Origin of the sequence: Kitasatospora saccharophila (genome assembly GCF_039529925.1) — a bacterium.
Taxonomy (GTDB): domain Bacteria; phylum Actinomycetota; class Actinomycetes; order Streptomycetales; family Streptomycetaceae; genus Kitasatospora; species Kitasatospora saccharophila.
Genome location: NZ_BAAANS010000013.1, coordinates 129,872 through 143,490, shown reverse-complemented (window position 1 = coordinate 143,490; position 13,619 = coordinate 129,872). Strand labels below are relative to the sequence as shown.

7 protein-coding genes are annotated in these 13,619 nt (G+C 69.3%); 5 read left to right on the top strand and 2 right to left on the bottom strand.

Annotated features, from left to right (window positions below; translation table 11 throughout):
- Positions 1-394 precede the first annotated feature (394 nt).
- Together rpoB and ABD345_RS12470 are read left to right on the top strand one after the other, a co-directional pair.
- On the top strand, positions 395-3,868 hold the full coding sequence (gene rpoB / locus ABD345_RS12475) for a DNA-directed RNA polymerase subunit beta (protein ID WP_033250896.1): 3,474 nt from the start codon (positions 395-397) through the stop codon (positions 3,866-3,868).
- Positions 3,869-3,972: 104 nt separating this feature from the next.
- Entirely contained in the window at positions 3,973-7,866 is a 3,894-nt protein-coding gene (locus ABD345_RS12470; protein ID WP_344552050.1) for a DNA-directed RNA polymerase subunit beta', read from the top strand.
- Here ABD345_RS12470 and ABD345_RS12465 read toward each other — a convergent pair.
- Both ABD345_RS12465 and ABD345_RS12460 read right to left on the bottom strand, forming a co-directional pair.
- Positions 7,845-10,025 carry a hypothetical protein gene (locus ABD345_RS12465; protein WP_344552049.1) on the bottom strand — a complete coding sequence of 727 codons (2,181 nt, stop codon included), beginning with the start codon at positions 10,023-10,025 and terminating at the stop codon, positions 7,845-7,847. The genes ABD345_RS12470 and ABD345_RS12465 overlap by 22 nt on opposite strands.
- On the bottom strand, positions 10,022-10,858 hold the full coding sequence (locus tag ABD345_RS12460) for a hypothetical protein (RefSeq protein WP_344552048.1): 837 nt from the start codon (positions 10,856-10,858) through the stop codon (positions 10,022-10,024). Before ABD345_RS12460 ends, ABD345_RS12465 begins: the two co-directional genes overlap by 4 nt.
- Positions 10,859-11,039: 181 nt before the next feature.
- Between ABD345_RS12460 and ABD345_RS12455 the strand changes: the two genes are divergently transcribed.
- The 3 genes from ABD345_RS12455 (at position 11,040) to ABD345_RS12445 (ending at position 13,552) form a co-directional block, all read left to right on the top strand.
- A complete protein-coding gene (locus ABD345_RS12455; RefSeq protein ID WP_344552047.1) occupies positions 11,040-11,687 on the top strand; it encodes a Crp/Fnr family transcriptional regulator in 648 nt (215 codons plus the stop codon).
- Positions 11,688-11,803: 116 nt separating this feature from the next.
- Positions 11,804-11,995, top strand: a complete 192-nt coding sequence (locus ABD345_RS12450) for a hypothetical protein (protein WP_344552046.1) — start codon at positions 11,804-11,806, stop codon at positions 11,993-11,995.
- 102 nt (positions 11,996-12,097) lie between these two features.
- Positions 12,098-13,552 carry a WGR domain-containing protein gene (locus ABD345_RS12445; protein ID WP_344552045.1) on the top strand — a complete coding sequence of 485 codons (1,455 nt, stop codon included), beginning with the start codon at positions 12,098-12,100 and terminating at the stop codon, positions 13,550-13,552.
- Positions 13,553-13,619: the final 67 nt, after the last annotated feature.

Sequence of the window (13,619 nt, the reverse complement as noted above, 5' to 3'; positions counted from 1 at the left end):
GGGCACTACGAGGTCCACACCCTGGTGCGGGCCTTGACGAACAGCACGCGGCGCGCGATTCTCAAGGCGCGTGCCCAAGCGGAACCGCCGCCGATGCATATTCGGGGGTGGCACTGGGAAGGTTCCCGGTGACGCAGAAGTGGGTGCGACGGCCCGGCCGGTGAGGGATCACTGCCCGGGTTGTCGGTTGTACGGGAGGAGCGTCCGATTCGGTCTCCGAATCAGGGCTTGCTAGCAGTGTCGCCTTTGGCTACACTGTCCCTTTGCGCTGCCTGTTAGCTGCTCCGTGACTCGTCGCCCGGAGTGGTCCCTGTCCTGACCTGGGGTTTCCGCCTCGGCAAGGCCCGGCCGGTATGCGCGTAGTGAGCTCCGAGCCCTCGGAAGGACCCCCCTCTTGGCCGCGCCGCGCAACGCCTCGAACAATTCCGCATCCACCGCCCCGCTCCGCGTCTCGTTCGCGAAGATCAAGGAGCCCCTCGAGGTCCCGAACCTCCTGGCCCTGCAGACCGAGAGCTTTGACTGGCTGCTCGGGAACGCGGCCTGGAAGTCCCGGGTCGAGGCTGCCCTGGAGAGTGGTCAGGACGTCCCCACCAAGTCCGGTCTGGAGGAGATCTTCGAAGAGATCTCCCCGATCGAGGACTTCAGCGGGTCGATGTCCCTGACCTTCCGGGACCACCGTTTCGAGCCGCCGAAGAACTCCATCGACGAGTGCAAGGACCGCGACTTCACCTTCGCGGCCCCGCTCTTCGTCACCGCGGAGTTCACCAACAACGAGACCGGTGAGATCAAGTCCCAGACCGTGTTCATGGGCGACTTCCCGCTCATGACCAACAAGGGCACGTTCATCATCAACGGCACCGAGCGTGTCGTCGTGTCCCAGCTGGTGCGTTCCCCCGGCGTCTACTTCGACTCCACCCTGGACAAGGTGTCCGACAAGGACATCTTCTCCGCCAAGATCATCCCCTCCCGCGGTGCCTGGCTGGAGATGGAGATCGACAAGCGCGACATGGTCGGTGTCCGCATCGACCGCAAGCGCAAGCAGTCGGTCACCGTGCTCCTCAAGGCCCTCGGCTGGACCACCGAGATGATCCTGGAGGAGTTCGGCGAGTACGAGTCGATGCGCGCCACCCTGGAGAAGGACCACACCCAGGGCCAGGACGACGCGCTGCTCGACATCTACCGCAAGCTGCGCCCGGGCGAGCCGCCGACCCGCGAGGCCGCGCAGACGCTGCTGGAGAACCTGTACTTCAACCCGAAGCGCTACGACCTCGCCAAGGTCGGCCGCTACAAGGTGAACCGGAAGCTGGGCAACGCCGAGTCGCTCGACTCCGGCGTGCTCACCGAGCCGGACATCATCAACACCATCAAGTACCTGGTAAAGCTGCACGCCGGCGAGACCGAGTGGCGCGATGACGAGGGCCGCGACATCGTCATCGAGGTCGACGACATCGACCACTTCGGCAACCGCCGCCTGCGCAACGTCGGCGAGCTGATCCAGAACCAGGTCCGCACCGGCCTCGCCCGCATGGAGCGCGTGGTCCGCGAGCGCATGACCACCCAGGACGTCGAGGCGATCACGCCGCAGACCCTGATCAACATCCGGCCGGTCGTCGCCTCCATCAAGGAGTTCTTCGGCACCAGCCAGCTGTCGCAGTTCATGGACCAGACGAACCCGCTGTCGGGCCTGACCCACAAGCGCCGCCTGTCCGCGCTCGGCCCCGGTGGTCTGTCCCGCGAGCGGGCCGGCTTCGAGGTCCGCGACGTGCACCCCTCGCACTACGGCCGCATGTGTCCGATCGAGACCCCCGAAGGCCCGAACATCGGTCTGATCGGCTCGCTGGCCTCGTACGGCCGGGTCAACGCGTTCGGCTTCATCGAGACCCCGTACCGCAAGGTCGTCGACGGCGTCGTCACCGAGGCCGTGGACTACCTGACCGCGGACGAGGAGGACCGGTACGTCATCGCGCAGGCCAACGCCCCGCTCACCGCGGAGCTGACCTTCGCCGAGCCCCGCGTCCTGGTCCGCCGCCGCGGCGGCGAGATCGACTACATCCCCGGCACCGAGATCGACTACATGGACGTCTCGCCGCGCCAGATGGTGTCGGTCGCGACCGCCATGATCCCCTTCCTCGAGCACGACGACGCCAACCGCGCGCTGATGGGCTCGAACATGATGCGCCAGGCCGTCCCGCTGCTGCGCAGCGAGGCGCCGCTGGTCGGCACCGGCATGGAGTACCGCTGCGCCGTCGACGCCGCGGACGTCATCACCGCCGACAAGGCCGGCGTGGTGCAGGAGGTCTCGGCCGACTACGTCACCGTCGCCAACGACGACGGCACGTACAACACCTACCGGGCCGCCAAGTTCACCCGCTCCAACCAGGGCACCGCCTTCAACCAGAAGGTGCTCGTGGACGAGGGCGCCCGGGTCGAGGCCGGCCAGGTGCTGGCCGACGGCCCGTGCACCGACGAGGGCGAGATGGCCCTCGGCAAGAACCTCCTCGTGGCGTTCATGTCGTGGGAGGGCCACAACTACGAGGACGCGATCATCCTGTCGCAGCGCCTCGTCCAGGACGACGTCCTCTCCTCGATCCACATCGAGGAGCACGAGGTCGACGCCCGTGACACCAAGCTGGGCCCCGAGGAGATCACCCGGGACATCCCGAACGTCTCCGAGGAGGTCCTCGCCGACCTCGACGAGCGCGGCATCATCCGGATCGGCGCCGACGTCGTCACCGGCGACATCCTGGTCGGCAAGGTCACCCCGAAGGGCGAGACCGAGCTGACCCCGGAGGAGCGCCTGCTCCGCGCGATCTTCGGCGAGAAGGCCCGCGAGGTCCGCGACACCTCGCTGAAGGTGCCGCACGGCGAGTCCGGCAAGGTCATCGGCGTCCGCGTCTTCGACCGCGAGGAGGGGGACGAGCTCCCCCCCGGCGTGAACCAGCTGGTCCGCGTCTACGTCGCCCAGAAGCGCAAGATCACCAACGGTGACAAGCTGGCCGGCCGCCACGGCAACAAGGGCGTCATCTCCAAGATCCTGCCGGTCGAGGACATGCCGTTCCTGGAGGACGGCACCCCGGTCGACATCATCCTGAACCCGCTGGGCGTCCCGTCCCGAATGAACCCGGGACAGGTCCTGGAGATCCACCTCGGCTGGCTCGCCAAGCAGGGCTGGGACGTCTCCGGCCTCGCCGACGAGTGGGCCAAGCGGCTCCAGGCGATCGGCGCCGACACGGTCGAGGGCGGCACCAACCTCGCCACCCCGGTCTTCGACGGCGCCCGCGAGGACGAGATCACCGGCCTGCTGGACAACACCACCCTCACCCGTGACGGTGAGCGCCTGGTGAACTCCACCGGCAAGGCCCGGCTGTTCGACGGCCGCTCCGGCGAGCCGTTCCCGATGCCGATCTCGGTCGGCTACATGTACATCCTCAAGCTGCACCACCTGGTCGACGACAAGCTGCACGCCCGTTCGACCGGCCCGTACTCGATGATCACCCAGCAGCCGCTCGGTGGTAAGGCGCAGTTCGGTGGTCAGCGCTTCGGTGAGATGGAGGTGTGGGCCCTTGAGGCGTACGGCGCGGCCTACGCGCTGCAGGAGCTGCTCACCATCAAGTCCGACGACGTCCTGGGCCGCGTGAAGGTCTACGAGGCGATCGTCAAGGGCGAGAACATCCCCGAGCCCGGCATTCCCGAGTCCTTCAAGGTCCTCATCAAGGAAATGCAGTCGCTCTGCCTCAACGTGGAGGTGCTGTCCTCGGACGGCCAGTCCATCGAGATGCGCGACAGCGACGAGGACGTGTTCCGCGCCGCCGAGGAGCTCGGCATTGACCTGTCCCGGCGCGAGCCGAGCAGCGTCGAAGAGGTCTGACGGAGGCCGGGCCGGCCTGGTGCAGAACCAGGCCGGCCCGACCCCCAGGCCCCCCTCAGACCAACAGACAGACTCTCGAATCACGAAAGAGGGCTTGACGACCAGTGCTTGACGTCAACTTCTTCGACGAGCTCCGCATCGGACTGGCCACCGCCGACGACATCCGCCAGTGGTCGCACGGCGAGGTGAAGAAGCCGGAGACCATCAACTACCGCACGCTGAAGCCGGAAAAGGACGGCCTCTTCTGCGAGAAGATCTTCGGTCCCACCCGGGACTGGGAGTGCTACTGCGGCAAGTACAAGCGCGTCCGCTTCAAGGGCATCATCTGTGAGCGCTGCGGCGTCGAGGTGACCCGCGCCAAGGTGCGCCGCGAGCGGATGGGCCACATCGAGCTCGCCGCCCCGGTCACCCACATCTGGTACTTCAAGGGCGTCCCGTCCCGCCTGGGCTACCTGCTCGACCTGGCGCCGAAGGACCTCGAGAAGGTCATCTACTTCGCCGCCTACATGATCACCTGGGTGGACGACGAGCGCCGCCAGCGCGACCTCCCGTCCCTGGAGGCGCACGTCTCGGTCGAGCGCCAGCAGATCGAGAACCGGCGCGACGCCGACCTGGAGGCCCGGGCCAAGAAGGCCGAGTCCGACCTGGCCGAGCTGGAGGCCGAGGGCGCCAAGGCCGACGTGCGCCGCAAGGTGCGCGAGGGCGCCGAGCGCGAGATGAAGCAGCTGCGCGACCGCACGCAGCGCGAGATCGACCGCCTCGACGAGGTCTGGACCCGCTTCAAGAACCTCAAGGTCCAGGACCTGGAGGGCGACGAGCTGCTCTACCGCGAGCTGCGCGACCGCTTCGGCACCTACTTCTCCGGCTCGATGGGCGCCGCGGCCCTCAAGGACCGCCTGGAGTCCTTCGACCTGGGCGAGGAGGCCGAGCGCCTCCGCGAGATCATCCGCACCGGCAAGGGCCAGAAGAAGACCCGTGCGCTCAAGCGCCTCAAGGTCGTCTCCGCCTTCCTGCAGACCAGCAACAAGCCCAAGGGCATGGTGCTCGACTGCGTCCCGGTGATCCCGCCGGACCTGCGCCCGATGGTCCAGCTCGACGGTGGCCGCTTCGCCACCTCCGACCTGAACGACCTGTACCGCCGCGTCATCAACCGCAACAACCGCCTGAAGCGGCTTCTCGACCTCGGCGCGCCCGAGATCATCGTGAACAACGAGAAGCGCATGCTCCAGGAGGCGGTCGACGCCCTGTTCGACAACGGCCGTCGCGGCCGTCCGGTCACCGGCCCGGGCAACCGCCCGCTGAAGTCGCTGTCCGACATGCTCAAGGGCAAGCAGGGTCGTTTCCGTCAGAACCTGCTCGGCAAGCGCGTCGACTACTCGGCCCGTTCGGTCATCGTCGTCGGCCCGCAGCTCAAGCTGCACCAGTGCGGCCTGCCCAAGGCCATGGCGCTGGAGCTCTTCAAGCCGTTCGTGATGAAGCGCCTGGTCGACCTGAACCACGCGCAGAACATCAAGTCGGCCAAGCGCATGGTCGAGCGCGCCCGCCCCGTGGTGTGGGACGTCCTCGAAGAGGTCATCGCCGAGCACCCGGTGCTGCTGAACCGCGCGCCCACCCTGCACCGCCTCGGCATCCAGGCCTTCGAGCCGCAGCTGGTCGAGGGCAAGGCCATCCAGATCCACCCGCTCGTCTGCACCGCGTTCAACGCGGACTTCGACGGCGACCAGATGGCCGTGCACCTGCCGCTCTCCGCGGAGGCGCAGGCCGAGGCCCGCATCCTGATGCTGTCCTCGAACAACATCCTGAAGCCGGCCGACGGTCGCCCCGTCACCATGCCGACCCAGGACATGGTGCTGGGCCTGTTCTTCCTCACCTCGGACCGCGAGGAGGTCAAGGGCAAGGGCCGCTCCTTCTCCTCGACCGCCGAGGCGATCATGGCCTTCGACGCCCGCGAGCTGGACGTCCAGGCCCCGATCGACCTGCGGATGGCCGCCGGCACCGTCCCGCCGCGCGGCTGGACCCCGCCGGTGGACGAGGACGGGCAGCCGACCTGGCACGAGGGCGAGCCGTTCCGGATCACCACCACGCTGGGCCGGGCGCTCTTCAACGAGCTGCTCCCCGAGGACTACCCGTTCGTCGACTACGAGATCGGCAAGAAGCAGCTCTCGGCGATCGTCAACGACCTCGCCGAGCGCTACCCGAAGGTCGTCGTCGCCGCGGCGCTCGACAACCTGAAGGCGGCCGGCTTCCACTGGTCGACCCGTTCCGGTGTCACCGTCTCGATCTCGGACGTCATCGTCCCGCCGAGCAAGCCCGCCATCCTGGAGGGCTACGAGGCGCAGGCGGAGAAGGTCCAGCGCCAGTACGAGCGCGGTCTGATCACCGACAACGAGCGCAAGTCGGAGCTCATCGGCATCTGGACCCGCGCGACCAACGAGGTCGCCGACGCGATGGCCGCGAACTTCCCGAAGACGAACCCCATCTTCATGATGGTCGACTCGGGCGCGCGCGGAAACATGATGCAGATGCGTCAGATCGCCGGTATGCGCGGTCTGGTGTCGAACGCGAAGAACGAGACCATCGCGCGTCCCATCAAGGCCTCGTTCCGCGAGGGCCTGTCCGTGCTGGAGTACTTCATCTCCACCCACGGTGCCCGTAAGGGTCTGGCCGACACCGCGCTGCGCACCGCCGACTCGGGTTACCTGACCCGTCGTCTGGTGGACGTCTCGCAGGACGTGATCATCCGCGAGGAGGACTGCGGCACCGAGCGCGGCCTCAAGCTGTCGATCGGCTCGGTCGGCGCGGACGGCGTGCTGCGCAAGGCCGACGACGTCGAGACCAGCGTCTACGCCCGCATGCTCGCCGAGGACATCACCGTCGACGGCAAGCTGATCGCCACCGCCAACACCGACCTCGGCGACGTCCTGATGGACGAGCTGATCCGGCACGGCGTGAGCGAGGTCAAGGTCCGCTCGATCCTGACCTGCGAGTCCGCGGTCGGCACCTGTGCCTTCTGCTACGGCCGCTCGCTGGCCACCGGCAAGCTGGTCGACATCGGTGAGGCGGTCGGCATCATCGCCGCCCAGTCCATCGGTGAGCCCGGCACCCAGCTGACCATGCGCACCTTCCACACCGGTGGTGTGGCCGGTGACGACATCACCCAGGGTCTGCCCCGTGTCGTCGAGCTCTTCGAGGCCCGCACCCCCAAGGGTGTCGCCCCGATCTCGGAGGCCCAGGGCCGGGTCCGCATCGAGGACACCGAGAAGACCCGCAAGGTCGTCGTCACCCCCGACGACGGCAGCGACGAGATCGCCTACCCGGTCTCCAAGCGCGTCAAGCTGCTGGTCAGCGAGGGCGAGGCGGTCGAGGTCGGCCAGAAGCTGACCGTCGGCGCCACCAACCCGCACGACGTGCTGCGCATCATGGGCCAGCGTGCCGTCCAGATCCACCTGGTGGCCGAGGTCCAGAAGGTCTACAACTCGCAGGGCGTGTCGATCCACGACAAGCACATCGAGATCATCATTCGGCAGATGCTCCGCCGCGTGACGATCATCGAGTCGGGCGACGCCGAGCTGCTCCCGGGCGAGCTCGTCGAGCGCGGCCGCTTCGAGCAGGAGAACCGTCGCGTGGTCTCCGAGGGCGGCCACCCCGCCTCCGGCCGTCCGCAGCTGATGGGCATCACCAAGGCCTCGCTGGCCACCGAGTCCTGGCTGTCGGCCGCCTCCTTCCAGGAGACGACCCGGGTGCTCACCGACGCGGCGATCCACGCCAAGTCGGACCCGCTGCTGGGCCTCAAGGAGAACGTCATCCTCGGCAAGCTCATCCCGGCCGGTACGGGTCTGCCCCGCTACCGCAACATCCGGGTCGAGCCGACCGAGGAGGCCAAGGCCGCGATGTACTCGGCCGTCGGCTACGACGACTACGACCTGTCGCCGTTCGGCGCGGGCTCCGGCCAGGCCGTCCCGCTGGACGACTACGACTACGGCCCGTACACCGGCTGATCCGGTACCGGCTGAACCGCAGGGCGGTCACCCCACTCGGGGTGGCCGCCCTGCGGCGTTCCGCCGAGCATCCGTTGGAACAGCAGGTCCCTGAGGCGGCCGGGGTCGGAGTCCGCGTCGGTGAGCGCGGACATCAGATGCATGGACGGGTCCGCCTCGGCCGAGGCGGAGAGGCCGGCCGCGAGACAGCCGAGGACCCGGTCGAGGGCGTTTCCCTCGGGAACCGGCTGCAGCCACCCGGCGGTGCGGGGGACGGCCTCCGGATGATCGCGGAAGTTCCCCAGGAGTTCGGCGAGGCCCCGGGTCAGCAGGTGTTCCGGCAACGGCGCGGGAGTGGAGAGCAGCCACGGCTCCGATCCTCCTTCCTGCCGGACGGTCAGCAGCGCCAGCAGGGAGAGCGTTCCGAGGTGACCGGGCCGGTCCCGGGTGAGCCAGGTGTCGACCTCGCTGACCAGCAGCGGGAGGGTCCGCTCTTCTGCGGCGAGGTCGTCGAGTAGTGCGAGCAGCCGCTCCCGCAGGCCGTTCTCGGCGTGTTGGGCGAGGTGACGGAGCCGGGTCATGGCCAGTCGCCGGTCGCCGGAGCGGCTTTCGGGGGCCAGGAGCACGGGGCGGCAGATGTCGATCACGGCTTGGCCCGGGCCGGTCTGGGACTTGGCCCAGGAGGTCATCAGTTGCCAGACGCCCCGGCGCATGTGCTCGTCGGCCAGGATTCGACCGGTGACTTCGGTGAGCAACGTGATCCGGCCGGCTGCCACGGCGATCCGGCGGCTCTCGTCCAGCCGGTCGATGTCCTTGTGGCGCAGGATCAGTTCCGCCAGGGCGCGGGCGGCCGGATCGGCGCCCGTCCGGTCACGGACGGGCAGACGGACGAGCCAGTCGAGGAGGGTGGAGCGGATCTGGGGGAAGTTGTCCCACACGTAGACCAGGACGGCCTCCGTGTAGCCGGGCCGGTCGAACACCACCTGGTCGTACGGGTCGACCTGGGCGGAGAGGGCCGTCAGACGGGAGCGCAGGCCTTGCCCGGCGAAGAGCGTCGCCACGGTGGGCTCACCGTAGGAGCCTCCCGGCGATGCCCGGACCAGTGCGGTCTCCAGAGCCAGCGCGTCCTGGTCGATGGTGTGCGCGGGCGCGCTGCGGTGGACGACCAGGCTGACCAACAGGCAGCGCAGACGCAGCGACAGACTGCTGCCTCCCGGGCCGGGGCCGGCCTCGCTGAACAGCCGGTCGAGTTCGATCCGCCAGTCCCCGAGCGCGGACTCGATCCGGGAGGCGAGGTCCTGGTCGAACTCGTGCTCCGGGTGCGGAACGGAGCTCCGTCGGAGGCCGGCCAAGGCCGGCAGCCAGGGAACGGCCGCCTGCTGCTCCAGCCCGGTCGGGGCCGATCCCCACTGGCGGATGACGGTTTCCACGGCCCGGGTCGCCTCCACCGCGTTCATGCCGCGCAGCAGAGCCCGAGCCACGGCCGTTCTGACGTAGACGATCGCGGCCGGGCGCTTCCGGGCTCTGAGGTGCTCCTCGACCAACTGCTGCGGGTCCGGGGCGGCGCACAGTCGGACGGTCGGGACCTGGAGACGCTGCCAGCCGTCCACGGATTCCCACAACTGCTCCGTGAACGTGACGATCAGTCGTGAGTCGTGTCCCACGAGCTGCTCGCCGAACACGGCGAGCCGGTCGAGGAAGCCGGAGCTGGGGAGGTCCGTGGCGGGGTCCTTCAGTTCGAGAATGTAGATGCGCTGCGGTTCCAGGGGCAGGCGGCTCACCGACGGGGAGTCCCAGTCGGGCTCCAAGTCGAGGATCGCCATCGTTCCGGAGGTGTTCTCGGCGCACAGCCGGCGGACGAAGGTGGACGATCCGCAGCCGCGCCGGGCGACCACCAGCATGACGCCGGAGGTCCCGCCCGGTGCGAGGAAAGCCGTTCCGGTAGCCAGGGCTTCGGACCACTCGTCGACATCGACGTACGGAGCGAGCAGCAGGGCGTCCCGGGGGAGATCGGTGGCGTCCAGTACCTCCCGGCGCCGGACCTCCTGGTGCACCACGGGCCCGATGTGGTGGGCCAGGACACCGATGTTGGTGACGGGGCCGGGAGCCGCCGCCTCGTCCGGGAGCCCGTGGACCGCGGGGCCGGGTTCTCCGCCGGGAGCAGGGTGGTCAGGGGTCACTGCTGGATCGCCTCCGGGGGGAGACCGGTCACCAGTCCGGCCTGGTTGATTTGGACGGCGTGCACCGAGGTGATCTGGTCGGCGACGGTGTGGACGTTGAGTCGCCCGCTGGAACCGGCGCTCTGGAGGAGTTCGGCCGCCAGGCTGTTCCGGCGGTTGCCGAGGGAGGTGTTCGGTGCGGAAGGGCGGGGGCTGCCGAAACGGGACGCGAGCTTCTCCGGAGGGACGCGCGGGGCGTACACCCACGAGGGTTTGGAGAAGTCCCTGCCCGGGACATCGGTCGCCGGAATGCGAAGGAAGTGGCGTTCCTCGGTCAGCGGACTCCGACCTGCGCCGATCACCCGTCGGAACATCTCGTCGGAAAGCACCAGTGCGGTGTGGCCGCCGTTTGCCACGGCCCCTTCCAAGGCGGTCTTGGCGGTTGCGGAATCGATGAAACGAGAGACGTCGTTGATGGCGTCGGAGAGGTGGCTGGGTGGGAACGGCCCGATGTGCAGGGCCATGCGAATGGCCAGATCAGGGACGCCGGGTTCCTTTTCGACCTGGTAGTCCTCCAGGGCCTGGTCGAGGCGCCTGGGCATGGGGTCGACCAGTCGCCAGCTGCGGAGCGGCGCGAAGGCCATGGTGAAGCCGTCTCCGTTGTCGCGTTTGAACGAGGGGTCCGCCCACTCGTCGGCGAGGCCGCTGTTGGTGAAAGCGGCCTGGAGCGCGGTGGTCATCGCCTCTTTGAGAGCAGGCTGAAGCGATTCCGGTACTTTGCTGAAATTGCGGGCATCAATGGTCAGGATCGCGTATTCGGGCGAGATGTCCCAGGCGTGCTCGGGTGGCGGCATGTTCGAGTCCTCCTGATGAATCGAACGTAATTTCGGAATCGGGGGGGTCCGGCGTGTTCGGATGGATGCCTTGCCTCGGTCCGGCCGATGATTTTGATATCAGGGATCGACCCCTTCGGTCTGCGTCAAATGACGCAGACCGAAGGGGAATTCCGCATCCAGGTGGAGGAGGGCGGGTGGAATGAACGAATTGACGGACTATGCCGGATTGATCCGAGGGGTGGGAAGGCCGGCGTCGTGGCGGCCCGGACAGGTACTGATCCGGGAGCAGGGTGCGCCGGACGGGGTGTTCCTCATCGGCACGGGCTTGGTGAAGATCACTGCCAGTGCGGTCAACGGCCGGACCGGGATCCTGGCCTGGCGGGGCTCGGGGGAGTTGATCGGCGAGCAATCGTGCCTGGACGGTGGGCCGCGTTCGGCGACGGCAGTGGTGACCCGGGGCGGAACGGGGACCTTCCTCGCCGCCCGGGAGTTCGCGCAACTGATGCGTGAGCACCCGGGCTTCGCCGAATCGGTGCTGCGGAGCATGAGTGTCCGGCTGCGGGAAGCCGCCCAGGAGCGGGTGGACCTGGGAGCGCTGTCCGTCGGCGCCCGGATCGCGGCCTTCGTGGCGAGATACGTGCGCCGGGACGCGAAATCCGGGTCGATGCCGGGCGGAGTCGTCGACCTCACCCAGCAGGAGTTGGCGGAGGCGGTCGGCGCGTCACGCGAGTCGGTGTTCCGGGCACTGCAGGACTTCGAGGAACGGGGCTGGCTGAGACGGGACGGGCGCGGTTCGATCACCGCCCTGGACGTCCCCGGCCTGGAGGCCCGGGCCCGGAAGGGCTGAGCGGGGAAGGCCCCAGGGGGATCCCTCCCGGGACGGAGGGCGGGGAACCGCTCGCGGGAGGGAGGCGGGCGGGGGAGGGGCGCCGGGAGACTGGTGGGCGTCGAGAGGGGGCCGCGGTGAAGCGGTTGGTGGGGGCGGCGGCCGTCACCGGGGGCGTGGAGCCGACAGTGCCCGCCGGCGAGGCGTACGAAGTGGACGCGCACGCCTCGGCGGGCGGCACCGAGGTGAGCGTGCCCTCGCAGGCCGGGGCCGCGCACGCGCTGGTCGCCCGGGCGGACACCGGCGGCGTGCGGGTCCGCACCGGCTGATCGCCAACTGTCGGTGCCGGGCCGTAGGTTGGGCGGTGTCGGCAGGTGGCGAGGGCCCCGCCGGCACCCCTCCGAACTCTGTGCCCGAAAGGGGCGTCGGCCATGTCCGCCACCGTTTCCGCGGAACCGCAGGTGACCTACCTGGAACTCTCCGAGGACGAGGGGAGCGCCCACAAGTTCTACGAAGTCACGGTCAAGGAAGCCGAGTTGACGATCCGCTATGGCCGGATCGGCGAACCGGGCACCACCAAGTCCACGGTCTGCGCGAGCGCCGAGAGGGCCGCCGCGCAGGCCGCCAAGAAGATCGGCGAGAAGGTCCGCAAGGGCTACGCCCCGGCCGTCCCGGGCGTGCGCCAGCGCCGCTCGGTGACCCGCCGGCAGATCACCTCGACCCGCTCCACCGCCCGCCAGGCGCCGCTGCTGTGGCGCTTCCGCTCCGGCTCGCCCGCGTTCGGGGTGTACGTCGGGGAGGAGCACGCCTGGGTCGGCAACGAGCAGGGCGACGTCTACACGCTGACCACCGACGGGCAGGTCACCGGCCGGTTCGGGCTGCCCGACGGCGTCAAGTGCATCGTCGCCGACGACTGGTGGATCTACGCGGGCTGCGACGACGGCAAGGTGTACGACCTCGGCGGGAAGGTGCCGCGGGTGGCGTACGAGATCGCCCAGGACGTGGACATCTACTGGCTGGACATCCACGACGGCGTGCTCGGCGTCGCCGACGAGCGCGGCGGCCTGACCACCGTCGACCACGAGGACGAGTTCCAGTGGCGCCGCAACGCCCAGGGCTCGTCCGGCTGGATGGTGCGCTGCGACGCCGAGTCGGTCTACCACGGCTGGTCGGCGGGCGTCGCCCGGTACGCCGAGCGCGGCGGCGACCAGCTCTGGCACACCCGGACCAAGGGCGCGGTGCTGTTCGGCTGGCAGGAGCGGGACGAGGTGTTCGCGGGCACCTCGCAGGGCTGGGTGCACCGGCTGCGCAAGGCCGACGGCTCGGAGGCCGCCGCGTACAAGTGCGACGCCGCGGTGTTCTCCTGCGCGGCCTCCCCCGACGGGGAGTTCGTGTTCGCGGGCGACAACCACTCGTCCGTCTACTGCTTCGCCGCCGACGGCACCCGGCTGTGGAAGCTGGGCACCGGCTGCGGCTCGGCGTACAGCATGCAGTACCGGGACGGGCGGCTGTACCTGGTCACCACCGACGGCTCGCTGGCCTGCCTGGACGCCTCGCAGGGCGCCGTGCTGGCCGCCGAGCAGGGCACCCTGCCGGTCACCGCCGAGGTGAGCGGCAGCGGCGTCGAGCGGGTGGCGGCGGGCGCCGAGCTGGAGACGGTCAGCGTCGCCGCGGCGGCCTCCGGCTCCGGCGTCGAGGTGGAGTGCGTGGCCGAGGGCGGCCGGCTGCGGGTGCGGGTGGTGACGCCCGGGTACGACGCCGCGCTGCGGGTGCAGTTCCCGAAGGACGTCCGGATCGCCGGAGCCAGGTACCTGGTCGCCGAGGTGCGCCGGTCCGAGTCCGGCGGGTTCTACCGGGCGCGCGGAGAGATCAAGCGGCTGCTGTGAGGCCCTGACACCCGGGGCGCCCCCTCGTGCGTGCGGGAGGGCCGTGCGGCGGCCGTCCGACGGTGCG

Bases quoted from the DNA above. Each gene is read 5' to 3' on its own strand.
- ABD345_RS12445 (WP_344552045.1), top strand. From the start codon at position 12,098: ATGTCCGCCACCGTTTCCGCGGAACCGCAGGTGACCTACCTGGAACTC.
- ABD345_RS12460 (WP_344552048.1), bottom strand. From the start codon at position 10,858: ATGCCGCCACCCGAGCACGCCTGGGACATCTCGCCCGAATACGCGATC.
- ABD345_RS12455 (WP_344552047.1), top strand. From the start codon at position 11,040: ATGAACGAATTGACGGACTATGCCGGATTGATCCGAGGGGTGGGAAGG.